At 72.0% G+C, this 26,488-nt stretch carries 23 protein-coding genes; 11 read left to right on the forward strand and 12 right to left on the reverse strand.

The window, feature by feature from the left end:
* Positions 1–672 (reverse strand): succinate dehydrogenase, encoded by a 672-nt coding sequence (locus tag ACFCZF_RS27000; RefSeq protein ID WP_376673868.1) that lies wholly within the window; start codon positions 670–672, stop codon positions 1–3.
* A gap of 131 nt (positions 673–803) precedes the next feature.
* Here ACFCZF_RS27000 and ACFCZF_RS27005 point away from each other — a divergent pair, with 131 nt between their 5' ends.
* Positions 804–1,688 (forward strand): LysR family transcriptional regulator, encoded by an 885-nt coding sequence (locus tag ACFCZF_RS27005; RefSeq protein WP_375917178.1) that lies wholly within the window; start codon positions 804–806, stop codon positions 1,686–1,688.
* A 146-nt stretch (positions 1,689–1,834) separates the two neighbouring features.
* Here the strand turns inward: ACFCZF_RS27005 and rmdA are convergent, their stop codons facing one another.
* The 3 genes from rmdA to ACFCZF_RS27020 form a co-directional block, all read right to left on the reverse strand.
* On the reverse strand, positions 1,835–3,979 hold the full coding sequence (rmdA, locus tag ACFCZF_RS27010) for a cyclic Di-GMP phosphodiesterase RmdA (protein WP_376673840.1): 2,145 nt from the start codon (positions 3,977–3,979) through the stop codon (positions 1,835–1,837).
* Positions 3,976–4,788 carry an SAM-dependent methyltransferase gene (locus ACFCZF_RS27015; protein ID WP_376673841.1) on the reverse strand — a complete coding sequence of 271 codons (813 nt, stop codon included), beginning with the start codon at positions 4,786–4,788 and terminating at the stop codon, positions 3,976–3,978. Before ACFCZF_RS27015 ends, rmdA begins: the two co-directional genes overlap by 4 nt.
* A 225-nt stretch (positions 4,789–5,013) precedes the next feature.
* Entirely contained in the window at positions 5,014–5,967 is a 954-nt protein-coding gene (locus ACFCZF_RS27020) for an SCO0930 family lipoprotein (RefSeq protein ID WP_376673869.1), read from the reverse strand.
* 830 nt (positions 5,968–6,797) lie between these two features.
* Between ACFCZF_RS27020 and ACFCZF_RS27025 the strand changes: the two genes are divergently transcribed.
* From ACFCZF_RS27025 to ACFCZF_RS27035, 3 genes are all read left to right on the forward strand, one after another.
* Positions 6,798–6,929 (forward strand): hypothetical protein, encoded by a 132-nt coding sequence (locus tag ACFCZF_RS27025; protein WP_019330432.1) that lies wholly within the window; start codon positions 6,798–6,800, stop codon positions 6,927–6,929.
* A 16-nt stretch (positions 6,930–6,945) separates the two neighbouring features.
* On the forward strand, positions 6,946–7,710 hold the full coding sequence (locus tag ACFCZF_RS27030) for a DUF4239 domain-containing protein (RefSeq protein ID WP_375917168.1): 765 nt from the start codon (positions 6,946–6,948) through the stop codon (positions 7,708–7,710).
* Positions 7,711–7,947: 237 nt separating this feature from the next.
* A complete protein-coding gene (locus ACFCZF_RS27035) occupies positions 7,948–8,478 on the forward strand; it encodes a hypothetical protein (RefSeq protein ID WP_375917165.1) in 531 nt (176 codons plus the stop codon).
* Positions 8,479–8,663: 185 nt separating this feature from the next.
* Here the strand turns inward: ACFCZF_RS27035 and ACFCZF_RS27040 are convergent, their stop codons facing one another.
* Positions 8,664–9,158 carry a hypothetical protein gene (locus ACFCZF_RS27040; protein WP_375917162.1) on the reverse strand — a complete coding sequence of 165 codons (495 nt, stop codon included), beginning with the start codon at positions 9,156–9,158 and terminating at the stop codon, positions 8,664–8,666.
* 332 nt (positions 9,159–9,490) lie between these two features.
* Between ACFCZF_RS27040 and ACFCZF_RS27045 the strand changes: the two genes are divergently transcribed.
* A complete protein-coding gene (locus tag ACFCZF_RS27045) occupies positions 9,491–10,156 on the forward strand; it encodes a class F sortase (protein WP_376673870.1) in 666 nt (221 codons plus the stop codon).
* A gap of 31 nt (positions 10,157–10,187) precedes the next feature.
* On the opposite strand, the gene ACFCZF_RS27050 is transcribed toward ACFCZF_RS27045, so the two are convergent.
* The gene (locus ACFCZF_RS27050; RefSeq protein ID WP_376673842.1) at positions 10,188–11,024 is read right to left on the reverse strand and encodes a polysaccharide deacetylase family protein; all 837 of its coding nucleotides are present in this window, start codon (positions 11,022–11,024) and stop codon (positions 10,188–10,190) included.
* A gap of 109 nt (positions 11,025–11,133) precedes the next feature.
* Here ACFCZF_RS27050 and ACFCZF_RS27055 point away from each other — a divergent pair, with 109 nt between their 5' ends.
* Both ACFCZF_RS27055 and ACFCZF_RS27060 read left to right on the forward strand, forming a co-directional pair.
* A complete protein-coding gene (locus tag ACFCZF_RS27055) occupies positions 11,134–11,595 on the forward strand; it encodes a universal stress protein (protein ID WP_376673843.1) in 462 nt (153 codons plus the stop codon).
* A 188-nt stretch (positions 11,596–11,783) separates the two neighbouring features.
* Positions 11,784–13,196 (forward strand): amino acid permease, encoded by a 1,413-nt coding sequence (locus tag ACFCZF_RS27060; RefSeq protein ID WP_375911604.1) that lies wholly within the window; start codon positions 11,784–11,786, stop codon positions 13,194–13,196.
* Positions 13,197–13,202: 6 nt separating this feature from the next.
* Here ACFCZF_RS27060 and ACFCZF_RS27065 read toward each other — a convergent pair whose 3' ends face one another.
* Positions 13,203–14,357, reverse strand: a complete 1,155-nt coding sequence (locus ACFCZF_RS27065) for a CapA family protein (protein ID WP_375911601.1) — start codon at positions 14,355–14,357, stop codon at positions 13,203–13,205.
* A 254-nt stretch (positions 14,358–14,611) separates the two neighbouring features.
* Between ACFCZF_RS27065 and ACFCZF_RS27070 the strand changes: the two genes are divergently transcribed.
* The 3 genes from ACFCZF_RS27070 (at position 14,612) to ACFCZF_RS27080 (ending at position 16,662) form a co-directional block, all read left to right on the forward strand.
* The gene (locus tag ACFCZF_RS27070) at positions 14,612–15,166 is read left to right on the forward strand and encodes a sigma-70 family RNA polymerase sigma factor (protein ID WP_375911599.1); all 555 of its coding nucleotides are present in this window, start codon (positions 14,612–14,614) and stop codon (positions 15,164–15,166) included.
* Positions 15,167–15,307: 141 nt separating this feature from the next.
* Entirely contained in the window at positions 15,308–15,820 is a 513-nt protein-coding gene (locus ACFCZF_RS27075) for a hypothetical protein (RefSeq protein ID WP_375911597.1), read from the forward strand.
* A 191-nt stretch (positions 15,821–16,011) separates the two neighbouring features.
* Positions 16,012–16,662 (forward strand): zf-HC2 domain-containing protein, encoded by a 651-nt coding sequence (locus ACFCZF_RS27080; RefSeq protein WP_376673844.1) that lies wholly within the window; start codon positions 16,012–16,014, stop codon positions 16,660–16,662.
* 4 nt (positions 16,663–16,666) lie between these two features.
* Here ACFCZF_RS27080 and ACFCZF_RS27085 read toward each other — a convergent pair whose 3' ends face one another.
* The 4 genes from ACFCZF_RS27085 to ACFCZF_RS27100 form a co-directional block, all read right to left on the reverse strand.
* On the reverse strand, positions 16,667–17,491 hold the full coding sequence (locus ACFCZF_RS27085) for a SigB/SigF/SigG family RNA polymerase sigma factor (RefSeq protein WP_376673845.1): 825 nt from the start codon (positions 17,489–17,491) through the stop codon (positions 16,667–16,669).
* A 133-nt stretch (positions 17,492–17,624) separates the two neighbouring features.
* The gene (locus ACFCZF_RS27090; protein WP_376673846.1) at positions 17,625–18,488 is read right to left on the reverse strand and encodes an Fpg/Nei family DNA glycosylase; all 864 of its coding nucleotides are present in this window, start codon (positions 18,486–18,488) and stop codon (positions 17,625–17,627) included.
* 41 nt (positions 18,489–18,529) lie between these two features.
* Entirely contained in the window at positions 18,530–20,620 is a 2,091-nt protein-coding gene (locus tag ACFCZF_RS27095; protein WP_376673847.1) for a SpoIIE family protein phosphatase, read from the reverse strand.
* Positions 20,621–20,678: 58 nt separating this feature from the next.
* A complete protein-coding gene (locus tag ACFCZF_RS27100; protein ID WP_376673848.1) occupies positions 20,679–21,836 on the reverse strand; it encodes a DUF6777 domain-containing protein in 1,158 nt (385 codons plus the stop codon).
* Between the two features lie 152 nt (positions 21,837–21,988).
* On the opposite strand from ACFCZF_RS27100, the gene ACFCZF_RS27105 reads away from it, so the two are divergent.
* Entirely contained in the window at positions 21,989–23,404 is a 1,416-nt protein-coding gene (locus ACFCZF_RS27105; RefSeq protein ID WP_376673849.1) for a lipase maturation factor family protein, read from the forward strand.
* A gap of 54 nt (positions 23,405–23,458) precedes the next feature.
* Here the strand turns inward: ACFCZF_RS27105 and ACFCZF_RS27110 are convergent, their stop codons facing one another.
* On the reverse strand, positions 23,459–26,482 hold the full coding sequence (locus tag ACFCZF_RS27110; protein WP_376673850.1) for an alpha-mannosidase: 3,024 nt from the start codon (positions 26,480–26,482) through the stop codon (positions 23,459–23,461).
* Positions 26,483–26,488: the final 6 nt, after the last annotated feature.

The raw sequence follows: 26,488 nt of genomic DNA on the forward strand, positions 1-26,488 counted from the left end.
TCAGCTCACCACTCCGGTCATGACGCCCACGGGTACGGCGACGAAGCCGACCGTGAGCAGCAGCGCGAGGACGTTCGCGACGGTCTTCAGGGCGCGGTCGCGGGTGCGGCTGCCGGCGCCGAGGGTCTGGGCGGCGCTCCAGAATCCGTGCCGGATGTGCATGCCGACGGCGAGCACCGCGACGATGTAGATGACGTTGCCGTACCAGGTGGAGAAGGTGTCCACGACGTTCTGGTAGGGCTTGCCCGTCTCGAAGCCGCCGGGGTGCACGGTGCCGGTGGTCAGGTCCAGGATGTGCCAGACGATGAACAGGGCGAGGATGATCCCGCCCCAGCGCATGGTGCGCGTCGCGTAGCTGGCCCGCTTCTTCTTGTGCACGTACTTGCTGGGCCGCGCCTTGATGTCGCGGCGGCTGAGCTGGTACGCGGAGACGGCGTGGGCGACGACGGCGACGACCAGCACGACGCGGATCACCCACAGCGTCCACTCGTAGTGCATGAACGGTTCGCCGACCGTGCGCAGCCAGTGGGCGTACTCGTTGAACTCGCTCGTCCCGAAGAAGATCTTCAGGTTCCCGATCATGTGGGCGACCAGGTAGAGCAGCATGACGAGACCGCTGACCGCCATCACTGTCTTCTTGCCGACGGTCGAGTCCCACACGGTGCGCGCCATGGACGGCCGTCGGTCCGTCCGCGTTGCCAGAGCCATGGCACAGGACGCTACGGGGCCGAGGGCCCATCGGTCCAAGACATGGTCTGCCTGGTTTCCATAGGCTGTAGCTATCGGACACGTATGCTCGGGGTATGCAGTTGCAGCAGCTCCAGTACTTCGTGGCGGTCGCCGAGACCCGGCACTTCACCCGGGCCGCGGAGACGGTCCACGTGGCCCAGCCGTCGCTGTCCCAGCAGATCAAGGCGCTGGAGCGGGAGCTGGGCGCCGACCTGTTCCTGCGGGCGCGGGGCAACATCACGCTCACCGACGCCGGGGAGGCCCTGCTGCCGCTGGCCCGGCGCATCCTGGCCGACGCGGACACGGCCCGCCACGAGGTGCTGGAGCTGGCGCAGCTGCGGCGCGGGCGGGTACGGCTGGGCGCCACGCCGAGTCTGTGCACCGGTCTGCTGCCGGACGTGCTGCGTGCCTTCCACGACCGCTATCCCGGCATCCAGCTCATGATCGAGGAGGGCGGCTCGCACGACCTCGTCCGGGAGCTGGCGCGCGGCGCGCTGGACCTGGCGCTGGTCGTACTGCCGCTGCCCACCGCGTCGCCGGCGCTGACCACGGTGGAGCTGCTGCGGGAGGACCTGGTCGTGGTGTCGTCCCCCGAGTCGCCCCGGCCGGGCGGCGGGCGGCGGGCGGTGCGCATCGCCGACCTGGAGGGCGAGCGGCTGGTGATGTTCCGGCACGGGTACGACCTGCGGGAGCTGACCGTGGCCGCGTGCCGCGCGGAGGGCTTCGAGCCGGACTTCGCGGTCGAGGGCGGGGAGATGGACGCGGTGCTGGGGTTCGTGCGGGCGGGGCTGGGGATGGCGGTCGTGCCCCGGATGGTTGCGGCGCGGTCGGGGCGGGGGCTGCGGGTGACTCCGTTGGCTCGGCCGGGATTGTACCGGACGATCGCGCTCGCCCATCGCAGCGATGTGGCTCCGCCTCGGGCGGCTCGGGAGTTGCAGCGGATGTTGCTTGAGCGGTGACCCTCCCGGGAGGGTGCGGGCAGGGCCCCGGTCGCGTCGTAGGGGTGCGGTGTTCGTTCGGGGGTGCGGGTGCTCTGTGGCTGAGCGCGCAGTTCCCCGCGCCCCTTCAGGGCGTTGCCCGCACCCTTCTCACATCGTCATGTTCCCTACGCCGTCGCGTCCACCAGGGCCAGTTCGTGCAGACGGTCCGGTGGGCCCGGGCGGGCGTAGTACCAGCCCTGGGCCGTGTCGCAGCCCAGTATGCGCAGTTGCTCGGCCTGGGCGCCGGTCTCGACGCCCTCCACGGTGACCGCGAGGTCCAGGCTGTGGGCCAGGGCGACGATGCCCTCGACGATCTTGAGGTCGACGGGATCGGCCGGGAACTGCTGCATGCTCTGGGTGAAGGAGCGGTCCAGCTTGAGGACGCTCACCGGGAGCCGCCGCAGGTTGGCCAGGTTGGAGTAGCCGGTGCCGAAGTCGTCCAGCGCGATGTCGACGCCCATCTCGGCCAGCCGGCGCAGCGGTTTGAGCAGGTCGTCGTCGGCGCCGATCAGGGCCGACTCCGTCACCTCCAGGCACAGCGCGTCGGGCGCGACCCCGGTCCGCTCCAGGATGTCGACGGTGTCCTGGACCAGGCCGGGGTGGGTGAGCTGGCAGGGCGAGAGGTTGACGTTGATGCGCAGCGGGCCGGCGGCGGTCGTCTCGCCGTACCGCTCCCGCCAGGCGCGGGCCTGGCGCACCGACTGTTCCAGCACCCAGCGGCCCAGCGGCACGATCAGTCCGGTGTGCTCGGCGAGCGGGATGAACCTGTCGGGGCCGAGCACCCCGTGCTGCGGGTGCAGCCAGCGCACCAGGGCCTCGGCGCCACGCACGCTGCCGTCGCCGAGGTGCACCAGCGGCTGGTACTCGATGAAGAACTCGCCCCGTTCCAGGGCGGCCGGCAGCGCGGTCGTCAGGCCGTGCCGGGTGATGACGCGGGCGTCGGCCTCCGGGTCGGCCAGCTCGTAGCGGTTGCCGCCCGCCGACTTGGCCCGGTACATGGTGATGTCGGCGCTGCGCAGTACCTCGGCCGGGCTGCGCTCCCCGGCCGGGCCCTCGACGATGCCGATGCTGCCGCGCACGGTCAGCTCGCGGCCGTCGACGCTGATCGGGGCGAGCAGCGCGTTCATGATCCGCCCGGCGAGTTCGTCGACCTCGTGCCGGGTGCCGGGGCCGGTGGTCAGCGCCACGAACTCGTCGCCGCCGAGCCGGGCGACCATCTCGCCGGGCGCGGTGGCGCAGGACTGCAGACGGTCGGCGACCTCCACGAGCAGCCGGTCGCCGGCCGCGTGGCCGAGGCTGTCGTTGACGGTCTTGAAGCCGTCGAGGTCCAGGTAGCACAGGCCGAAGCGCTGTCCCGGGCCCGCGTTCAGAGCCTTCTCCAGACGTTCGAAGAAGAAGCTGCGGTTGGGCAGGCCGGTGAGCGCGTCGTGCGTGGCCTCGTAGCGCAGCCGCAGGTTGAGCAGCCGGCGTTCGGTGGTGTCCTCCATCAGCGCGAGCTGGTACTGCGGGGTGCCGTCGGCGTCGCGCAGCAGGGAGACGGTCAGGTTGGTCCACAGGACCGTTCCGTCGGGCCGGTAGAAGGCCTTCTCCAGGTGGTAGGCCTCGCGCTCGCCGCGCACCAGCTCGTCGTAGAGCCGCCAGGTCTGGGGCGCGTCGTCGGGGTGCGACCACTCCCTGACGTTGCGACCGCGCAGCGTCGGGTCGGCGACGCCGAACATACGCATCAGGGCCCCGTTCACCTGGAGGACGTTGCCGTCCAGGTCGGCGATGCCGATGCCTATGGCGGCGCCCTCGAAGACCGCGCGGAAGCGGGCCTCGCTGGCGTGCAGGGCCTCGGCCACCACACCCTGCGCCCGCAGGGCGGCCTGCGCGATGGCCTCCTGTTCGGCGAGGGTCCGGGCGCGCAGCGCCGCGGCGAACCCGGCCGCCATGGCGTGCTGCATCCGTGCCGAACGGGCCCGCAGGGCCTCGGGGTCGCCGTCCTCGCCGCAGTAGAGCACGAGGTAGGCGTCGACGCAGTCCAGCGTCCGGGCGAGCGCCTCGGGGTCGGTGCAGTGGGAGTCGACGAGCGCGGCGCCGACCGCCCTGGCCTCGTCCGCGTCGAGGCTCCGCGCCCGCAGCACCTCGCTCAGCCGGCGGGCCAGCGGCAGCAGTTGTTCCTCGAACTCGGGCCGGGTCGACGACGTCGAGGTCACCGGGAACACCGCCCGGCTCCAGATCGTCGCGAACCGGCGCAGTCTGTCCTCCGGCCCGTCCGGCTCCGCGATCACGCCGTACGCCCCACGCCGGCGAACCCGGAGAACGTATACGGGTCCTCGTCCTCCGGCGCCTCCCCGGGCCGCCAGCGCGGCATCGGAACCAGTCCGGGTTCCACCATGTCGTACCCCTCGAAGAACCGCGCGATCTCCTCGCGCGAACGCATGATCAGCGGATTGCGGATGTCCTTGTACACGTCCACCGCGCCCCCGGCCCGCTCGGCGGGCAGCGGGATTCCCTCGTAGGAGGCGTGCGTGAGCACGAGCAGGCTGCCGGGCGCGAGCGCGTCGCTCAGCTCGGCCACCGCCGCATACGGGTCGTCCGCGTCTTCCACGAAGTGCAGTATGGCAACCAGCAGCAGGGCCACCGGCCGATTCAGGTCGATCAGCCGCTCCACCTGGGGGCTGGCGAGGATCTCCCGCGGCTTCAGGAGGTCGGCGGCGACGACGTCCGCGTCGTCGTTGCCCGCCAGGACGGCCTCGCTGTGCGCGACCGCCACCGGGTCGTGGTCGACGTACACGACGCGGGCGCCGGGGCGGCTGCGCGTGGCCACCTCGTGGACGTTGCCGAAGGTGGGGATGCCGGAGCCGATGTCCAGGAACTGGTCGATGCCCTCGTCGGCCGCGAAGCGCACGGCGCGGCGCATGAACGCCCGGTTGGCCTGCATGATCTTGGGGAGGCCCGGCATGAACTCCATGGCCCTGCGGGCCGCTTCCCGGTCGACCTCGAAGTTGTGCGAACCGCCCAGGTAGAAGTCGTAGATCCGGGACACGCTGGGCACCGAGATGTCGATGCTGCGAGGGGCCCAGGCGGGACGCTCCATCTAGCTCTCCAAGGCATTGGCGATCCGGTGTTCGAGCTGAGGCTACTGATCGCCTGCCAAACGGGCGAGCCCAAACGGAAATTGACCGTCCGTTCCCGGTCACTGCCTGCGGCACGTGCCGCCTGCCAAGGCACACCAAAACGCGCGAACGGGACCGTCCCCTCCGCCTGGGTGCGGAGGGGACGGCCCACGGTCGCGCGCCGAAGGCCGGCGGGCGGGAGTCCGCTACTTCTTCGGCGCGCCGACCGGCTTTCCGTCGGGCGAGACGGCGTACCAGGTGCCGCCGACGCCCTGACCGTTGGTGTCGCCGGCCTTCTTGTCACCGGCGAAGGTGTAGATCGGCCAGCAGTCGACCGTCTGCTGCTCGGCGCCGTCGGGCCGGGTGAAGGTCATCAGGTCCTTCTTGACGACGCCCTCCGTGTCATCGGGCTCCACGGGCGCGACGACCGGCCACTTCTCCAGGCAGGCGCCGGTGCAGGCCGACACGGGCTTCGGCCAGGCCTCGTCCTTCATGAAGCGGTAGACGGTCATGCCGTTCTTGTCGACGACGATCTCGCCGAGCTTCGGATCGTTGCGGGTGGACAGTCCGGGCTGGTCGGCGGCCTCGGCCTTCTTGCCGTCGGCGGCGAGCGCGTACCACTTGCCGCCCACGCCCTGGCCCTTGACGTCTCCGGCGGCGGTGTCCTTGGCGTAGCGGTACGCCGGCCAGCCGCCGATGGTCAGCTGTTTGGTGCCGTCGGGGCGGGCGACCTCGCCGAGCAGCGCCTTGTCGATGCCCTCACCGGCGAGGGCGTCGTCCGCGGCCACGGGCGGCCAGGCGGTGGCGCAGTCGTTCTCGCACGTCGTCTTGGGCGGCTTGGCGGTGTCCGCGTCGAAGCGGTAGAGGGTGCGGCCCGCTCCGTCGGTCACCAGCTCGCCGATCTCCGCGTTGGTGGAGACGGACAGCTTGCCCGCGGACTCCGGCGGGCTCGCCGACGCCTTCGCGCCGCCCGTGCCGGTCCCCAGTCCGTCGCCGGCCCCGGCCCCCGCTCCGATGTCGCCGACGTCGCCGGGCGCGGCCGTGGCGCCCACGTTCTGGCTGCCGGTGGCGCCGCCGCCGTCCTGGCCGCACGCCGTCGTCAGCGCCAGCACCACCGCAGCGCTCGCCACGAGTGAGGCGCTCCGCCAGGAGGTCTTCATCGTCAATCCCCGATCGTCACGAAGGTGTTGGGGCGGCCGCTGCGCCGCCGCACGACACTGGGTACGCATGGCGCTGCCGGTTGTGTTCAACGGGGCCGCGGTTTTCTTTCCCGGCCGGACCACTACGGCGACCGCGCCGGCGACCACCACGGTCTCGCCCGACGAGCGGCGGACCCCCTCGGCCTGCGTCCCGCGCCCGCAACGCTCCCGCTCGTACACACGTGCACCTCCTTGGCGGCAGAGGTGTGCGCTGGTCAAACCGCTGGTCGGCCCGTGTCCCTCCTTCGGGGCAATCGTCCGGTAATCGGGCGTGGCCCGTCGCGGCAGGCTCCATGATCTGCGTCGTGCATGGACCCGAACCGACCCGATCCGCCTCTGCCGGACGGGTGTTGGCCCTGGTGACGCTGACGTTCACACTCGTCGGCGTACCGGTCGGCCCGGCGCAGGCCGACGCCTGCGCGTATGCGTCGACCGGACCGGGCGGCACCGACGCGGTTGCCGTCGCCGGGAGCGACTCCTGGCCCACCTTCCCGCCGTGCCCCGAGCCCTCACCGACGCCCACGCCGACCCCGCCACCCAAGCCACCACCGCCACCACCGCCTCCGCCTCCGCCTCCGCCGGAGCCCACTCCCCCGCCGCCCCCCGCGCCGAAGCCTCCCCGGCCGACGCCGCCCGAACCGAAGCCCGAGCCGCCGCCTCCGCCGCCCCCGGTGCCGGCCCGGCCCGCCCCGGCACCGCCCCCCAGCCCCACCCCTACGCCGACCCGTCCCGCGCCCCCCGCGCCCGCCCCGTCGTCGGCGACGCCCACGCCGCGGCCGTCGCTGAGCCCGGTGCACTACCCGCGCTACCGCGCCGCCCGGCCGCAGCAGCGGTCCTCGCGCGGGGCCACGTCGCCGCTCGTCTTCGTCCTGCTCATCACGGTGCCCGCGGTGGTCGCCGTCGCCGCGCTCCGTGCGCGCTGATCCTCTGGAGCATCTCTTGCCGGAATGGCTTGTTCTCACCCTCGCGATGCTGGCGGCCTGTGTCGTGGTCGTCATCATCACCCTCGTACGGCACCGCAGGGCGGACGACGACGAGGACATCACCGAGACCCCGGACGTCATCGAGTACATGACGATGTGGATCGGCGTGGTGTACGCCATCGTCCTGGGCCTGGCCATCGCCGGTGTCTGGGAGGCCCGTAGCGCCGCCCAGGACCACGTACAGGCGGAGGCGGTCGCGCTGCACGAGATCTCGGAACGCGTCCGGGTCTATCCGCCCGACGTCCGTGACCGCATCCGGGAGGATGTCAACGCCTATGTCGGACACGTCGTCACCACCGAGTGGAAGACCATGGCCGACCGGGGCGAGGTGACCGAGCGCGGCACCGAACTCCTCGACCGCGTCCGCGCGGACGTCACCGACTACGAGCCGAGGACGGACTTCGAGGCCCAGGCGTACCAGCCGCTCGTCGACCAGGTGACCGCGGCGGACCAGGCCCGCATCTCCCGGGCGGAGTCGACCGGGGCGACCATGCCGGGCGTGGTGTGGTTCGGGCTCGTCGCGGGAGGCGTCATCACGGTCGGCATGGTCTTCGCCCTGCAGATCCGGCGTACGGCACGCGAACTGATCCTCGCCGGGCTGTTCTCGGCGCTGATCGCCTTCCTGCTCTTCCTGATCTGGGACTTCGACGCACCGTTCAGCCGCGGCGTCGCGGCGTCGACGGATCCGTTCCTGAACCTCTTCCCGGGCGCCAAGGACTGAGGCGTCCACGCGAACGGCTCTCTACGGGCGTCCCCCGGCGGCCCCTGCACCGGGCACCCGCCGGGGGACGCCCGACACGCCGTCACCGTCCCCTGAGCGGCCCACACACTTGCCCCATTCGCGCGACTGCGATCGCGCCGACGCGCCCGGCTTCCTAGCGTTTCGGACATCGAGGTGCATTTCTGGCGCGAGCGGAACAGGTCCGCCGCTGCTCCTCGGGGACCCGGAGGATTCACCATGCGCGCGATACCCGCCGCCTCGGTCGCTCTGCTGGGCGTCGCCGCCCTTTCCGCCTGCGTACCGGCCGGGGCTGCCGTAGGGGGCAGCAGTTCGACGTTCGGCTTCACCGTCCACCCCGCCGCGGTCGCGCCGGGCGGCGAGGTCACGCTGGGGGTGGGCCGCGCTGCCGGCGGCTGCCGGGGACGCGTCACGGTCTCGTCGGCGGTGTTCGACACGGTCACCATCCCGCGGCACGAGTCGTCCGCGACGGCACAGGTGGACCGGGACGCCAGACGCGGGGCGGTCTACCAGGTGACGTTCGCCTGCGCCAAGACGACCGGAACCGTGAACCTGACCATCGCGGGCCACCACTCCGACCACCCCACGCACGAACCCCGCCACCCCTCCAAGGGCGTGCACGCAGGCGAGGGCGGCAGCGTCGCCGGGTTCGACGTGACGGAGATCGGGCTCGGCGCCCTGCTCATCGCGGGCTCGGTCGGCGCGGCCTACCACCTCTCGCGCCGCCGCTCCGGCGAGGACGGCGTCTGACGCCTCCCCGCCCCGCATTCCGGACAGGAGTTCGCCCCGGATCCGCAACGGGTCCGGGGCGAAGCCCTGTCGACGTGCGACGCGCGATCCGGCCGTGCGACGCCGGCGCGCGGTCCGAAGGGGCCGTACGGACCCGCCTGTGAAGGCGAGCCCGTACGGTGACGGACGAAACGGACGGGGACGGTTCAGACCCTCCGCTCGGCCCGGCGGCGCATCCAGAACAGGCCGCCACCGGCGACGGCCGCGGCGACGAGCCCGCCGCCGATCGCGATGTCGGTCGGGGTCGCCCCGCTGGAGCTGCTGCCGCCGATGCCGCCGCGGACGCCGCCGATGACGGTGAAGGCGGCCGGACGCGTCAGTCGCCTGCCGGAGCAGTTGACGGTGATGTCGTACGAGCCCGGCCGGGCGTCCTCCTTGATGGTGGCGGTGCCCTTGGAGGTCTCGTTGGCACCCTTGACCGGGGTCAGGTGGGTCGTCCGGAACGCGTCCGAGGTCATCGTGCCGCCCTGCGGGCAGCCGTCGACCGTGACGGTCATCTGGCCGCCGCGGGCGATCACGCTGGGCAGGGCGACGATGTTGGACGGCTGGTTGTGGTCGCCGCCGGCGGTGGCCGTGGGGGCGGCCAGCCCGAGGACAGCGACCGCGGCGCCGGCTGCCGCGAGGGCACGAGTGTTACGCATGTGATCCTCCGCGGAAGACGCCCCGGGTCCCGTCCCCGGTCGATCGGCGAGAAAGCGCCTCCCAGAAAGACCCTCAGTTGACCTGCGCCGAGCCGCATTTCGGGAATGGTCCGTCCTGGTGAGGGGGCATACCGGGCCGGTGGCGCGCGAGTGGATATCGCCGCAGGTCACGGACCGTCAGGAATTTCCTGCCGGGGAAATCCCGGATGGCTCACGGAAGGGCGTGCGCGCCACCCGTTCGCCGCCGCCCCGTCGCCGGTCGGGCGCACGGCGCTTAGCGTGCTCGTATGCGCGAATGGCACGGCGACGGCCGGGTCGAGAGGGGATGGCGAATGTATGAGCCCGAGTTGGCCGAAGAGGAGGAGCACCGGAGGAAGCGCGCTCCCTGGGGCGTGATAGCGCTTGTTCTGCTGACCGGGCTCGCGCTCATCCGGAACGGTTCGGGGGAATTCGACGCGGGCCCCCCGCAGCCGGCGTCGGCCGCCGCCTCGGACACCCGCGTCGCAGGGGGCGACGGCGCCGCCGCGGGCCTCACGCCGCTGCCGTACTCGGTGCCCGACCGGGTCGGCATTCCCGCCATCCAGGTGGACGCGCCGATGATGCCGGTCGGTCTCGACGCGGACGGCTGGGTCGGCGCGCCGCCGCCCGAGGACCCGAACCTGGCCGGCTGGTTCACCGGCGCGGTCACCCCCGGGGAGAAGGGCACCGCGGTCGTCGTGGGCCATGTCGACAACCAACAGGGTCCCGCCGTCTTCTACGGGCTCGGGGCCCTGAAAAAGGGAAACAAGGTCGACGTGCACCGCCAGGACGGAAAGACGGCGGTCTTCGAGATCTACGGCATCGAGGTGTTCGAGAAGGACGATTTCCCCGGCGACCGGGTGTACGCCTCCAAGGGCAGCCCCGAATTGCGGGTCATCACCTGCGGTGGCGGTTTCTCCAAGCAGAACGGATACGAGGGGAACGTCGTCGCCTTCGCCCGCATGACCGGGGTCCGCTGAGCGTGCCCCGGCCGGGCGGGCGTCGCGGGCGTCAGACGTAACGCCGCCGGGGAACGGTGAGGTGGTAGCCGGAGTCCAGCAGCTCCGGCAGGTAGGAGCGCAGGGCGCGGACACTCTGCGAGCGGTCGCCCCCGGCGTCGTGCGAGAGCACCACGACGCCGGGGGCGGCGCCGTCCTCGACCCGGTCGACGATGGTGCCGGTGCCGGGGGTGGTCCAGTCGAGGGTGTCCACGGTCCAGGCGAGCGGTTCCATGCCGAGTTCGGCGCCGAGCTGGAAGGCGGCGCGGTTCCACGCTCCGTAGGGGGCCCGGAACCACCGGGGCGGCTCGCCGTAGGCCTGCTCGACGACCTCGCTCGTGCGCTCCATCTCGGAGCGGATACGGCGCCGGCCGAGGCTGGTCAGCAGCGGGTGGGACCAGGTGTGGTTGCCGACGACGTGCCCTTCGTCGGCCATCCGGGACAGCAGGTCCCTGTTGTAGTCCGCCATCTCACCGCACACGAAGAACGTCGCGCGCACGTCGTACTTCGCCAGCGTGTCCAGGATGTCCGGGGTGTAGCGGGGGTCGGGTCCGTCGTCGAAGGTGAGCAGCATGGTGCGGCCCCGGCCCGACACGCGCAGGATCGGCTCGCTGCGCACCGGGGTCCGCGCGGGCGCGGCACGCGGCGCACCGTATCCGGTCAAGGGCTGCAGGCGGTACGCGGAGGGCTTGAGCGGGCGGTGCGCCGGGGAACCCGGGGCGGGGGCGACCGGCCGGGCCGGGCCGTCCCTCAGGGCCACCGCGAGCGCGCCGGCGGTGCCTGCCGCTCCCACGGCCGCGGCGCCGGCGAGCAGTGCGCGGCGTCGTGTCAGCAACTGATCCTTCTTCATGACTCATCAGTCGCCCGGCCACGGTCCGGCGCACCTGAGCAACACCGGTGCGGCGGCACGAAACCACCCGCACGGCCCAAGATCACGAGCGACCGGATAGCCTCGCCGCGTGACGGAACAGCACTCCCAGCAGTTCGAACGGGGCACGGACGGGCCGAAGGTCATCGTCGCCGGGGTCGACGGCTCCGACTCCTCGCTCCGGGCGGCGGCGTACGCCGGCGGTCTGGCCCGGCGGCAGCGCGCGCTGCTCGCCGTGGTGTACGTGCAGCCGGTGCTGGCGTCGGGCGCGGCGCTCGGGGCGCCGGTGGCGGAGACGACCGACGAGATCGCCGAGGACCTGGTGGCCCAGATCCGGGAGGCGACCGAGCGGTCCAAGGGGGTATTCGACGTGCGCTGGGAGTTCCACACCTTCCGCGGCGATCCCTACAACGGGCTGGTCAAGGCGGCCGACGAACTGAAGGCCGACGCCGTGGTGGTGGGCGCCTCCGAGCAGGCCGGACACCGGATCGTCGGTTCCGTCGCGGTGCGGCTGGTGAAGGCGGGTCGCTGGCCCGTGACAGTGGTGCCCTAGGGGCGTCGTTCGGATCTTGCCGGGGTCGCGGCCGGTTGCAGGGCACCGTTGCCCGGAGTCGGCCTGATCCGAACGACACCCCCTGGCACCGGCGGGTGCGGTGCGTGCGTCGTGGCTTCCGTCGCGGGCGGGTGTGAGTCATCATGATCCACCGTCAGCCGTTTGCCGTTCACAAAGAGGTGAGGCGCGTGGCCGGGTTCCGCATGGGCGAGGGCGTTCTCCGCCGCAAACCCATCGAGCATATCGAGGACACCGAGGGCGGGGAGGGCACCGGCCTGCAGCGGACGCTGGGGCTGTGGCAGCTGACCGCGATCGGCGTGGGCGGCATCATCGGGGCCGGGATCTTCACCCTGGCCGGCACGGTCGCCAACGGCACGGCGGGACCGGCGGTCCTCGTCTCCTTCCTCATCGCGGGCGTCGCGAGCGCGGCGGCGGCACTGTCGTACGCCGAGTTCGCCGGGATGATCCCGAAGGCGGGTTCCGCCTACACCTACGGATACGCGGTCCTCGGTGAGCTGGCGGGCTGGTTCATCGGCTGGGACCTGCTCCTTGAGTACACGGCGATCGTGGCGGTCGTCGCGATCGGCATCTCGGGCTACTTCAGCTTCCTGGTGGGCGAGATGGGCGCCGACATCCCGAACTGGATGCTGGGCGCGCCGGGTACCGGGGACGGTCACCGGGTCGACCTGTTCGCCGCGCTGCTGTGCCTGCTGATCGCGTACCTGCTGAACCTGGGGATCAAGAACGCGGCCCGCTTCGAGATGGTCGTGGTGGTGCTGAAGGTTCTGGTGGTGCTGCTGGTGATCGGGGTCGGCGTCTTCCACATCGACACCTCGAACTACAACCCGTTCTTCCCGTACGGGGTCGGCGGTGCGTTCACCGGTGCGGCGACGGTGTTCTTCGCGGTCTTCGGCTACGACGCCATGTCGACGGCGGCCGAGGAGTCGAAGGACGCCCAGCGGCACATGCCGAAGGCGATCATCTACTCGCTGGTCATCTCGATGGTGCTGTACGTGGCCGCCTGCCTGGTGCTGACCGGCATGCAGAACTACAGGAGCATCGACCCGGAGAGCGGCTTCTCGACGGCGTTCAAGTCGGTGGGGCTGAGTTCCCTGGCCGACGTCATCGCGGTGGGCGCCATCATCGGCATCCTCACCGTGATGTTCACCTTCATGCTGGGCGTCACCCGCGTGTGGTTCTCGATGTCGCGCGACGGGCTGCTGCCCAAGTGGTTCGCGAAGACCCACCCGACGCGGCACGTGCCGACCCGGGTGACCTGGATCGTCGGGTTCGCGTCGGCCGCGATCGCCGGGTTCCTGCCGATCGGCGAGGCGGCCGAGCTGACCAACATCGGCATCCTGCTGGCGTTCGTGGTGGTGTGCGCGGCGGTGATCGTGCTGCGCTACCGGCAGCCGGACCTGCCGCGCACCTTCCGCACGCCGTTCATGCCGTTCGTCCCCGCCCTCGGGATCATCTTCTCGATCTGGCTGATCACGTTCCTGCAGTGGCAGACGTGGGCGCGGTTCGCCGTGTGGTTCGCGCTCGGGCTGGTGATCTACTTCGGCTACTCGTACCGGAAGTCGGAGCTGGCGCGCCGTTAGCCCGGCCTACTCCCCCATCACCAGCCCGTCCTCGGCCGCGCCCCGGCTGAGCACGACGTCGCGGATCCGGTCCCGCACGGCACGCAAGTCGGCGCCCTGCTCCAGCGCGCGGTTGAGGTTCACCACCCGGCCGGCGTCCACGTCGAACAGCTGCGGGACGAACTCGGCGCGGGTCACCCGCCAGCGTTCGCCGGGCCGGGTGGGTGGGGCGAAGGTGAAGCGGCCGATGGTCGACTGGTTGCCGCGCGGATCGCGGTCACCCTCGCCGTTGATCATCTCGCCCGCGATCTGGTCACCCATCCCGTAGATCACCCAGGTGCCGTTGACCTTCTCGTACGCCTGCGGGACATGGGCGTGGGTGCCGAGGATCAGGTCGATGTCGGGGCGGTCGCCGGTCCGGGCCGCGGTCAGGCTCTCGGCCAGGTCCAGCTGGTCCTGGTCGGGCTCGTCCTGCCATTCGGTGCCCCAGTGCAGGGACACGACGACGATGTCCGCGCCGGCCTCCCGGGCGGCCCGGGAGTCCGTGAGGATCTGCCCCTCGTCGATCATGCCGACCGCCCAGGGCTGCTCCTCGGGAATCGGGTGGCCGTTGGTGTGCAGGGTGTAGGCGAGGTGGGCGACGTCGGCGCGGCCCGCGCGCAGGACCGTCGTGGTGCGCGACTCGGCCTCGGTGCGCGCCGTGCCGGCGTGCCGTACACCGGCGCGGTCGAGGGCGTCCAGGGTGCGGCGGATGCCGTCGGCGCCGTCGTCGACGCTGTGGTTGGAGGCGGTGGAGCATCCGTCGTAGCCGGTGGCGGCCAGCGCCTCGGCCACCTGGGGCGGGGACTTGAAGAGGGGGTAGCCGCTGTAGTCGCCGTTCGCGCCGTACACGGTCTCCATGTGACACAGGGCAAGGTCGGCGCGCGAGACGACGGGTGCGGCGCCGGCGAGCATGGGGCGGAAGTCGTAGCCGGTGCCGCCCGCGTCGAAGCGGGCCCGTTCGATGATCGAGTCGTGCGGGAGTACGTCGCCGGAGGCGACCAGGGTGAAGACGCCGGTGTCCGCGGCGGACGGGGCCGGGGCCGGCCGTTTCGGCGGTTCGTGGTCGCGGGCCTGGCAGGCCGCGCCCACGGTGAGAAGGGCGGTCAGGGCCAGGGCCACCTGCCGACTGCGTGTGATCATCCGTTCACTCCGCTGGGGTCGCACACACCGATGAATAGTCACATTTACTTACAAATAGGTAATGAGGCTTACGGCGCCCCAGGCGGCTCCGACACGCCCATTAGCCCGTCCGGCGTGCGCGAACGGGGTGCACCGACCGTTCGAACGGGGTGCGCCGACCGTTCGTCGAACCGTTCGTCGACGCGATCGACCGTCCGTCGCACACCCGTGCGCGCGCCCTGTCCCCGGGCGGCGGCCTGCGATGCCATACGGCCATGACGGCCGGAATCACCCTGACGGACAGGACGAACGGGACGACCGCCGAGCACGAGCTCGCCGCACTGCAGCGCGAGCACGGCCGGCCGCTCTTCGCGTTGCTGCTGCGGCTCAGCGACGGCGACCGGCAGCGCGCCGAGGACCTCGTGCAGGAGACCCTGGTCCGCGCCTGGCAGCATCCCGAGGCGCTGCGCGCCGACGACTTCGACTCCGTACGGCCCTGGCTGCTCACCGTGGCCCGGCGACTCGCGATCGACGCGCGCCGGGCCCGGCAGGCGCGGCCCGCGGAGGTCGGCGACGCCGTGCTGGACAACGCACGGGTCTGCGCCGATCACGCCGAACGGGCCGCCGCCGCCCTGGATGTGCGCGAGGCTGTGAAGACACTCACTCCGGAGCACCGTGAAGTCCTGGTGCTGGTGTACTTCCAGGGGGCGAGTGTGGCGGAAGCCGCGGCAGCCCTCGGCATCCCGCCCGGTACCGTGAAGTCCCGCGCATACTACGCGCTGCGCGCCCTGCGCAGGGTGCTACCGGGATACGCCGCCGACCTGCGGTGAAACCGACCGTATGGTCAAACCTCCGTAAAGCGCCTTGCCCAGGACCCCGGTTGAGTAATCGGCTGTCCTCATCCGTGTTCCGGACGGGGGCCCATGACCCGGGTCGGGCGACGCGTACGCACCGGAGGAAGGCAGGAAGGGATGTTGCACAGAGGGCAAGAGAGCACGGACGGCACCGGTGGGGGCGAACTGACCGTTCCCATGGCATGGTTGTACGCCGAGTACATCGCCGACGAGCTGCTGCGGACCGGCGATCTGATGCCGCCGACGTCCTTCGAGTTCCGCGCCGGGCGCGACGCCCTGGCGCTGACCGTCTTCCTGTCCGACACCGACGACGAGCTCGGCGGCATCCGGGTCATCACCCGGCTGGAGACCTGGCTGTCGCTGACCGCCTACGACCAGCCGTGGCACGAGTGGGTGCGGGTGCGGCTGGCCGAGGTCACCGCCGACGCGATCGCCGCCGGCCGGTACTCGCCGGACCTGGAGCTGGCGCGGGACGCCTGGCGCTGGCTCCAGGAGACCGAACTGCTCGCCCCGGACCTCAACGCGGTCCCGGGCGGGGCGGTGACCGGGGAGGACGAGGGGCCGAAGGTATGGACCCCGGCGTGGGAGCTGGGGCTGCCGCTCGGACACCTGGCCATCCATCTCTTCTAGAGTCCGGGCCGGTTTCCCGGGGGCCCGGCCGGTTTCACGAACTTCTTCACGGGCGGACCAATCCACGGGCCCGGCCGCTCCGAACCCCTTGGTCGCGATTCTGTCCGTGGCTTGAGTGATTCGGCTGTCCGGTGCGTACGGGTGGGAGCAAGGAGTGACCCCACCCACACCCAACGGCACGAGGATTCGGCATGAGGTCCCTGGAAAGGCATCGTGACGTCGGCGCCTACGCGCTCGGCGTGCTGGACGAGGCGGAAGCGTTCCGCTTCGAGGACCACCTCATGGAGTGCCCCCGGTGCACGGCGCAGGTGACCGAATTCGGCCCCGCCACCCGTCAGTTGATGCTGTACCGGCGGGCGACGCCACGCCTCGTCCACCCCATGACCAGGCCCGGCCCGAGGCTGCTGGACCGACTGCTGTCCGAGGTGACCGCGCGCCGGCGGGCCGGCCGCAGGCGGGTGCTGTACGCCGTGGCCGCCGCGGTCGTGTGCGCCGCGGCGGGTCCCGGCGTCGTCATCTACGCGGGGCAGGCCGACCCGGCGGTGCGGGTCGCCGCGACCGACGAGCGGTCCGGGGTGTGGGCGCGGGTCACCACCGAGGACGAGGTCTGGGGCACCGATGTGGAACTCGAGGTCAAGGACGGGTCGGGGCCGCGCTCCTGCCGGCTGATCGCCGTCGGCCTCGACGGCACGGAGCAGACGGTCACCAGCTGGAACGTCCCCGGGCACGACGCCCGGCCGAACACCATGCACGGCGGGGCCGCCCTGCATCCCGACCAGATCGCCCGCTACGAGGTGCGCACCGCGGAGGGGGAGCACCTGGTGACGCTTCCCGCCGACTGAGTCGTCACCGCCCGTCGAGCGTCTCGCGCCGGATCCGGGCGCAGGTCTGGCCGAGCAGCCGGGAGACGTGCATCTGGGAGATGCCCATGCGTTCCGCGATGCGGCTCTGCGACCAGTCCTCGAAGAAGCGCAGGTAGAGGATGGCCCGTTCGCGCGAGGGCAGCCGGCGCACCGCCTCCTTGACGCTCTCCCGGTCGACCACCAGCTGGAAGGCGTGGTCCGTCTCCCCGAGGACGTCCGCCAGCCTCGGCCCTTCTCCGTCCGCGCCGCCGCCCGCGTTCCCGGCGTCGAGGGACAGGGCACGGTAGCTCTCGAGAGCCTCCAGTCCGTCACGGACCTGCTGCTCGGACAGCCCGGTGTGCCGGGCCAGATCGTCGACGGTGGGGCACGCGTCGCCGGGGCCGAGGGCCAGTTCCACATAGGCGGCCCGCACCCGGTCGCGCAGTTCCTGGACGCGGCGCGGCACCCGCACGTCCCAGGTGCGGTCGCGGAAGTGCCGCCGCAGCTCCCCGCGGATGGTGGGTATCGCGAACGGCTCGAACGGCCCCCTGGCCGGGTCGTACCGCCTGATCGCCTTGAGCAGTCCCAGGGCGGCGACCTGGCGCAGGTCCTCGGTGCTCTCGCCCTTGTCACGGAATCGGGAGGCCAGCCGGTGGGCCATGGGCAGCCAGACCCGGGTCAGCTCCTCCTGCAGCCGCTCCTTCTCGGGGCCGTCGTCCAGTACGGCGAGACGGGCGAAGGCCGCGGTGACGGCGTCCGGGGTGTCGGGCGCGGGACGCGCGACCGCGGCTGCGGTGGGGTGCGGGCGTGCGGCGACATGAGTCGGCATACTGCGGGGTTCCTCGCTGTGGGCTCGGTCACGTTCTCTCCGACCTTCTCTGCCCATGCACCCCTTGGCCGCATTCGGGACTTTCGTCCCTAAGTGTGCGGAACCGTAACTTTTCTCGCTGAACCGGGCGGCGCTACTTGAGCAGCCGGGACAGCCTCCGGTCCGCCAGCGGCTTGCCGCCGGTCTGGCAGGTCGGGCAGTACTGGAGCGAGGAGTCGCTGAAGGAGACCTCGCGAACGGTGTCGCCGCACACCGGACAGGGCTCGCCGGTGCGGCCGTGCACACGCAGCCCGCTCTTCTTCTCGGCCTTGAGCCGGCCGGCCGCGATGCCCCGGGAGCGTTCGACCGCCTCGGTGAGCGTGTCGCGCAGGGCGGCGTACAGCCGTGCGGTCTCCTCGTCGGTGAGCGACGCGGCGAGTCTGAAGGGGGACATCTTCGCCGCGTGCAGGATCTCGTCGCTGTACGCGTTCCCCACGCCCGCGATCAGGCTCTGGTCGCGCAGGGCGCCCTTGAGCTGCCGCCGCTCGCCTTCGAGGAGAGCGGCGAAGCGCGCCTCGTCGAAGTCGTCGGCGAGCGGGTCGGGGCCGAGCCGGGCCACGCCGGGCACCTGCCGCGGGTCGGCCACGACGTACACGGCGAGCCGCTTCTGCGTGCCCGCCTCCGTCAGGTCGAAGCCGGCGCCGGTCTCCAGGGCGACGCGCAGGGCGAGCGGACCCTTGCCGGGGCGGGGAAGGCCGCTGGGGAGGCTGTCCTTCCAGTGCAGCCAGCCCGCGCGGGCCAGATGGGTGACCAGATGCGGGCCGCCGGCGGTCTCGACGTCGAGGAACTTGCCGTAGCGGTGCACCGCGGTCACCTGGTGGCCCTCCAGGGCGGTGAGCGGAGGGGCGTACGTCTTCAGGACGCTGATCGCCACGGGCAGTACACGGACGATCTCGCGGCCGGCGAGATGCTCGGTCAGGAAGTCCCTGAGCGCCTCGACCTCGGGCAGTTCGGGCATACGTCCAGAGTGCCACCGTAGACCGACAGTGCCAGTGGGGTTCAGCCCGCGCGGTGGGACACCACGAACTCGGACCACACGCACTTGCCGCCGCCACGCGCCTCCACGCCCCACTCGTCGGCGAGCGTCTCCACCAGGAGCAGCCCGCGTCCGGAGACACCGGCGTCCCCGGCTTCGCGGCGGCGCGGCAGGGCGCTGGAGGAGTCCTCGACCTCGACCCGCAGCCGGCGGTCGGTGCCGGTGAGCAGCCGCAGGGTGACGACGGCGGAGCCTTCGGTGTGCATGAGGGCGTTGGTGACCAGTTCGTCGGCGACCAGCTCGATCTCGTCGCTCTGACCCGCGGCGCCCCAGGCGCGGACGGCGGCGCGGATCATGTGCCGGGCCTCGGTGAGGGCCTCGGGGTCGCCCGGGGACACGTGCTGCTGGAGCCGGCCGAAGGTCCGGGGAGTGTTCACCCCGTGGCGGCGCAGCAGGAGCAGCGCCACGTCGTCGTCGCCGCGGCGCTCCTCGGCCACGTCGATGAGCCGGTCGGCCAGGTCCCGTACGTCCTGCGGGCCGGAGGCGACCAGTGCCGTGAGCACTTCTATCCCCTCGTCGAGGTCGGCGCCGGGCTGCTCGACCAGACCGTCGGTGCAGAGCAGCAGGGTGTTGCCCGGGTCCAGCTCGACGGTGGAGACCGGATAGGCGAGGCGCCCGAACTCGGCGGACAGGCCGAGCGGCAGCCCGCCCTCGACGGGGACGCGGCGGCAGGTTCCGTCGCCTCGCCGCAGCAGGGGGTCGATGTGCCCGGCGCGGACCACCTGGACCACTCCGGTGCCCAGGTCGGCCTCCGCGTACAGGCAGGTCGCGAAGCGGTCGGTGTCGAGTTCGTGGAGGAAGACGGAGGCCCGTGCCATCACCGTGGCCGGGGGGTGGCCCTCGGCGGCGTAGGCGCGCAGCACGATGCGCAGCTGGCCCATGACGGCGGCGGCGTGCGTGTCGTGGCCCTGGACGTCGCCGATGACGGCGCCGACGCGGCCGCCGGGCAGCGGGATCAGGTCGTACCAGTCACCGCCGATGTCGCGCCCGAGGGCGCCGCCGATGGTCGCCGCGCGGTAGCGGACGGCGACGTCGCAGCCGGGCACGCTGGGGATGGAGCGCGGGAGCATGGCCTGCTGGAGGCCCTCGGCGAGGTCCATCTCCTGCTCGTAGAGCATGGCTCGCTGCAGGCTCTGCGCGATGCCGCTGCCGAGCGCGACGAGTACGTTGCGGTCCTCCGCGGAGAAGCCGCGCCGGTCGCTGTAGAGCAGCCCGATCGCGCCGATCGGCCGGGCCTGGGCGATCAGCGGCAGGTAGGCGGCAGCGGTGATGTTCAGGTGGGTGATGCTCTGCCACAGGCGGGGATAGCGCTCCGCGAAGTCCTCCGGCGACTCGATGAAGCGGGGGCTGAGGGTCCGTACGGCCTCGCTCATCGGGTACGGCTCGTCGATCCGGGTGACGCGGGTGCCGGGGACGAAGCTGTTGTCGGGGCCGTCGGCGACCAGCCGGATGCGGCCGGCCTCGACCAGGCCCATCACGAGGCTGGTGGCGCCCAGGCGGGTGAGGCCGTGGGTGTCCCGCAGGACCTCGATGACGTCGTCCACCGTACGGGCGTGCGCGAGTGCGGCCGTGGCGAGCTGGACGACGTTGGTGAGCCTGCGGCGGGCCTCGTCCTGCGCGGCCTGCTCGCGGCGGGCCTCGATGTCGCCGACCTCCTGGGTGGCGTCGCGGACGATGCCGATGATGCGGCGGGGGCGGCCTGTCTCGTCACGGCGGATGTAGCCCTGGGTGCGGGTCCAGCGCAGGGTGCCGTCGCGGCAGCGCAGCCGGAAGTAGGTGCCGTAGTTCTCGCTGCCGTCCTTCATGGCCTGGGCGACCAGGGCGTCCAGGCGGCTGCCCTCCGCCGCGGGAACGCGCAGGGAGAGCGACTCGGGGCGCCCGTCGTACTCCTCGGGGCGCAGGTCGAACACCTCGTAGGCCTGGGCGTCCATGTGGAACAGTCCCGTGTCCAGGTCCCAGTCGAAGCTGCCCATGCGGTTGAGCGCCAGGATCGGGTCCGGGTGGGCGGGCCAGTCGTCCGGGAGTGACGGGGCACTCGCTCCCCGATCAGCCATGGGCCCCACCTTGCCAGGATTTGCCTGATTCTTCGACTCGCTCGGCTTCTTCGGCTTGTCAGAAGACATCCGCGGGAGCGCCGTCGCCGGGCAGGTCGGGAGCGTCCGGAGCGGTCTCGGGGCCGGACTCGGTCGCGTCGCCGGTGGGTGCGTCGGCCGGGTACGGCACTTCGTGCAGCTCTTCGTACGGCTCTCCGTACGGCTCCTCGTACAGCCCTCCGGACGGCTCCTCGTACAGCCCTCCGGACGGCTCCTCGTACAGCCCTCCGGACGGCTCCTCGTACACCTCCTCGGGTGCCTGTTCCCTTACCGTTTCGCTTACCTCTTCGCTTGTCTCTTCAGGGCTCGGCGGGGCGCTCGGTGCGTCGGTCGCCTGGGTGGCGGGAGGCGAGGACGGTGCCGGAGTCGGTGTGCCGGTGGCCCACGCGGGCGTGGGCACGGGCCGGTCGTGGCGGGTGTCGTGGCCGAGCCGCCGCCCGATCCAGGTGTCGTCCACGGTGCTGACGAGGGTCAGGCCGGTGATCGCCCGGGGTGCCGGGATCACCGCGATCACCTCGGAGGGCCGGTAGCCGGGCCAGGGCGTGCCGCGGGTGACGGACTCGTCGCCGATCGCGGCCGGCGCCTTCAGCGGGTTGCCGCAGGCGCAGCGCACACGCGGCACGCCCCGGTCGTCGACGAGGACGGCGGTACCCGTCTGGAGGACCGCCTGGTATCCGGCGGCCCGGCCGTCCCGGTAGCCGTGGTTGGTGACCCGGGTGTCGGCGCGCAGTACGACCGGGGTGAGTCCCCGCAGGTAGTCGGGGAGCGCCGCCGCGGAGACCCCGGCGACCTCGGCGAAGGCGCGTGTCCGGGCCGGCTGCGCGGCCAGATGGCCGATCTGCCGGGTGACGTCGCAGCTGCCGACGTGCTGGATGCCGCCGTAGAGGCCGGGCGTCCCGCCCGAGAGGGGACGCATCCCGTCGAGGGCGACGGACGTGGCGCCCGCGGGCACGGACGGCGGCGTTCGGGTGGCCGGGGGCGGGGTAGCCGTCGAGACGGCCGTGGACTCCGTGAACGGGTCCGGGCCCTGGGCGGCGGACGGTTGGAGGTGGAGTACCGCGCCCGTGTCGGCGGCCGGGTCGCCGTCGGCACCGGCGACACCGCAGCCGGTGGCGCCGACGAGGAGCGCCACCGAGAGCAGGCAGGCGGATCCGGAGGGGCCGAGAGGTGTCCGCACCGCGCGCTCCTGTCGTTCGAAGAAGAACAAGCAATAACAATCGAGACAATCGGGCACTATTGTCTGCTTCGCCCACTCTGGTCACGCAACCGGAACGGCGGCGCACGGAGAGTGACGCACGGAGAGAGCGACGCACGCTAGGAGCGCGGCACGTGGAGTGGTTCACCGCACCCGACTACTGGCTGAGCCGACTGGTCTTCCAGCGGGCCCTGGCCGTCATGTACCTGGTCGCGTTCCTGACGGCGGCCCTTCAGTTCCGTGCGCTGATGGGCGAGCGCGGTCTGACGCCCGTGCCCCGGTTCGTCGAGCGGGTGCCGTTCAAACGGGCGCCGAGCCTGTTCCAGCTGCACTACTCGGACCGTCTCTTCGCGGTCGTGGCCTGGACGGGCTGCGCGGTGTCGGCGGCGCTGGTGGCGGGGCTGGACTCGTTGCTGCCGCTGTGGGGGGCGATGCTGCTGTGGCTGGTGCCGTGGGTGCTGTACCTGTCGATCGTCAACGTCGGGCAGACCTGGTACTCGTTCGGCTGGGAGTCTCTGCTGCTGGAGACCGGGTTCGTCGCCGTGTTCCTCGGCAACGACGAGGTGGCGCCGCCGATCGTCGTGCTGTTCCTGCTGCGCTGGCTGCTGGTCCGGGTCGAGTTCGGGGCGGGGCTGATCAAGATGCGCGGCGACGAGTGCTGGCGGAAGCTGACCTGCCTGGACCACCACCACGAGACCCAGCCGATGCCGGGCCCGCTGAGCTGGTTCTTCCACCACCTTCCCCGCCCCCTGCACCGCGCCGAGGTGGCCGCGAACCACGTCACACAGCTCGTCGTGCCCTTCCTGCTGTTCACGCCGCAGCCCGTCGCGACGGCCGCCGCGGCGCTGATGATCGTGACCCAGCTGTGGCTGGTGCTGTCGGGGAACTTCTCCTGGCTGAACTGGATCACCATCGTGCTGGCCCTGTCGGCGGTCCGTTTCCCGGCCGATCCGCCGTCCGTGTCCGCCGCGCCGCTCTGGTACGAGGTCGTGGTCCTCGCGGTGGCGGCGCTGCTGGTGTTCCTGAGCCACCGGCCGGTCCGCAACATGCTCTCCCGCCGTCAGGTGATGAACCGCTCCTTCGACTCGCTCCACCTGGTCAACACCTACGGCGCCTTCGGGACCGTCAGCCGGGTCCGCTACGAGGTGGTGATCGAGGGCACCGCCGACGAGGTGGCCCGCGAGGACGGGGACTGGCGGGAGTACGAGTTCAAGGGCAAGCCCGGTGATCCGCGGCGCTGGCCGCGCCAGTTCGCGCCGTACCATCTGCGGCTGGACTGGCTGATGTGGTTCGCCGCGCTGTCCCCGTCGTACGCCGGGTCGTGGTTCGGCACCCTGGTGGAACGGCTGCTGGAGAACGACCGGGCCACGCTGAAGCTGCTGCGCCGCTCCCCGTTCCCGCCCGACGCGCCGCCGCGCTTCGTCCGCGCCCGGCTGTTCCGCTACCGGTACACGACGTGGCACGAGCTGCGGGAAACGGGCGCGTGCTGGGAGCGTACGTATGTGCGGGAGTATCTGCCGCCGACGCGGCTGGTGGGCACGGTCCGGTGACCGTCGCGGGTGGACGGGCCCGGCCCGCCGAGCGAGCCGGGCCCGTCCCGCGCGCTACGCGCGCTTCAGCCGCAGGGTCATCAGCTGGAACGGGCGCAGCCGTACGGCGATCCGGTCGCCGTCGGCCTCGACCGTGGACTCCTCCTCGGCGAGCGGGCGTTCCAGCAGGTCGGTGACCGCCACCCCCGCGACCGGGAACCCGGCCGTCAGGGTGGCCCGAACCCGGCCGCCGTGGGCCTCGTGGAAGCGCACCACCACGTCGCCGCTGCCGTCGTCGGCCAGCTTGACGGCGGTGACCACGACCGCGTCCCGGTCGGCCGAGACCAGCGGCGCGACCTCCCCGGCGCCCGTCACGCGCCGCTCGGGCAGGTTGATCCGCCAGCCCTCGCGCACGGCGTCGCCGACGCCCGCGCCCGGCACCAGCGCGTGCCGGAACCGGTGCACGCCCTGGTCGGTCTCGGGGTCGGGGAAGCGCGGGGCGCGCAGCAGGGAGACCCTGAGTGTGGTGGTCGTACCGGCGTCGCCGTCGGTGCGGACGGTCCGGGTGACGTCGTGGCCGTACGTCGAGTCGTTGACGACGGCCACGCCCCAGCCGGGCTCCCCCAGGTGGACGAAGCGGTGGTTGCAGGCCTCGAACTTGGCCGCCTCCCAGCTGGTGTTGGTGTGCGTGGGCCGGTGGAAGTGCCCGAACTGGGTCTCGGACGCGTACCGTTCGGCGTGCACGTCGAGCGGGAAGGCGAGCTTGAGGAACTTCTCCGTCTCGTGCCAGTCGACCTCGGTGTCCACCTCCAGCCGCCGCTCCCCCGGCGCGAGCGTCAGCACCTGGGTGACGCGGGAGGAGCCGAAGGAGCGGACGATCCGCACCGAGGCGCCGTCGTCGCCGGGGGCGACCTCGTCGGCGTCGGTGAGGTCGGTGACCGTGTTGCGGTAGAACTCGTCGACGTCCCAGGCGTCCCACATGTTCGGGAAGTCGGGGTGGAGCTGGAGCAGGTTGCCCGCCCCGCCCGGCGCGATCGTCTCGCGGTCGGCGGCGATGTCGTACGCCGACACCACCAGGCCCCGGTCGTCGATCTCGACCCGCAGCAGGCCGTTGTCCAGGACGTGTCCACCGCCGGGGCGGGGGGTGAGGCCGGTGCGGCCCTCGGTGGCGGGGGTGGCGGCGGCACCCGCCCGGACACCGGCCCGGGTGTGCGGGGCGGCGTTGAAGACCAGCGGGGTGTCGCCCTCGCCGGCCAGGGCGCGCTGGGCGGCGTCGATGATCCGGTTCAGCTCGTCGGCGACCCGGTCGTACGTCGCGCGTGCCTCGCGGTGCACCCAGGCGATGGAGGAGCCGGGCAGGATGTCGTGGAACTGGTGCAGCAGCACCGTCTTCCAGACGCGGTCCAGGTCGTCGTACGGGTAGGGGAACCCGGCGCGTACGGCCGCCGTGGCCGCCCACAGCTCGGCCTCCCGCAGGAGGTGTTCGCTGCGGCGGTTGCCCTGCTTGGTCCTGGCCTGGCTGGTGAGGGTGGCGCGGTGCAGTTCGAGGTAGAGCTCGCCGACCCAGACGGGCGGCTCGGGGTTCTCGGCCTCGGCCTTCTCGAAGAATGCCCGCGGGGTCTCCCACTCGACCGTCGCCGAGCCTTCGAGGTCGCGCAGCCGGGCCGCCTTGGCGACCATCTCGCGGGTGGTGCCGCCGCCTCCGTCGCCCCAGCCGGTGGGGGCGAGGGAGTGCCGGGCGACGCCCTTGTCCTTGAAGTTCTTCGCCGCGTGGGCGATCTCGCTGCCCTTCATGGAGCAGTTGTAGGTGTCGACGGGCGGGAAGTGCGTGAAGATCCGGGTGCCGTCGATGCCCTCCCAGCGGAATGTGTGGTGCGGGAACTTGTTCGTCTGCGACCAGGAGATCTTCTGTGTCAGCAGGTACTTGGTGCCGGCCGCCTTGATGATCTGCGGCAGCCCGGCCGCGAACCCGAAGGTGTCCGGCAGCCACGCCTCGTCGTTCTCGACGCCGAACTCGTCGAGGAAGAACCGCTTGCCGTGCACGAACTGCCGGGCCATCGCCTCCGAGCCCGGCATGTTGGTGTCCGACTCCACCCACATGCCGCCGGCCGGCACGAACCGGCCGTCCGCCACGGCCTTCTTCACGCGGGCCCACACCTCGGGGCGGTGGTCGCGCACCCACGCCCACTGCTGGGCCTGCGACATGGCGAAGACGAAGTCCGGCTCGTCCTCCAGGAGGGCGGTCATGTTCGACGTCGTGCGGGCCACCTTGCGCACGGTCTCGCGCAGCGGCCACAGCCACGCCGAGTCGATGTGCGCGTGGCCGACGGCGCTGATGCGGTGCGCGGAGGGGACGGCGGGGGCGGACAGTACCCCGGTGAGGCGGGAACGGGCCTGTTCGGCCGTGCCGTTCACGTCCTGGAGGTCGACGGCGTCGAGTGCCTTGTCCACCGCGCGCAGGATCTCCCAGCGCCGCGGCGACTCCACCGGCAGCTCCGCCATCAGCTCACCGAGCACCTCCAGGTCGAGCACGAGGTGCCAGACCGTCTCGTCGAGGACCGCGAGATCCATGCGGGTGAGCGTGTACTGCGGCTCGCCGCCCGCGGTGTCCTTGTCGCCGAGCTGCGTGGGCACGAAGGGGTGGTAGTCGAGGATGACCGGGTTGGAGGCCGCCTCGACGTGCAGGCGCACCTCCTCGCCGCCCTCCGCGGGGGCGCCGATCCGCACCCACTGGTTGCGCGGGTTGAGGCCCTTCACCGGGGTGCCGTCGGGCCGGTACACCAGGCCCTCGCACTGGAAGCCGGGCATGTTCTCGTCGAAGCCGAGGTCGAGGATCGCCTCGACCGTCCTCCCGGCCCAGTGCTCGGGCACGGTCCCGGTGACGCGGAACCAGCTGGTGCCCCAGGGGGCGCCCCAGCGGGCGCCCACCTCGATGGGCTCGGGGTCGGACGCGAGCCCCTCGGCGACCGGCACGGGCTCGCCGGGGGCGTTCCACACCTCGACGTCCAACGGCACGGACTCGGGGTACACGGCGGGGCGGATGCGCTCGTCGAGGACGCGCTTGAGGCGGGCTTCGACCAGGTTGCGGTCGTCATGCATGCGGGT

Source organism: Streptomyces sp. NPDC056296, assembly GCF_042268605.1.
Lineage (GTDB): Bacteria > Actinomycetota > Actinomycetes > Streptomycetales > Streptomycetaceae > Streptomyces.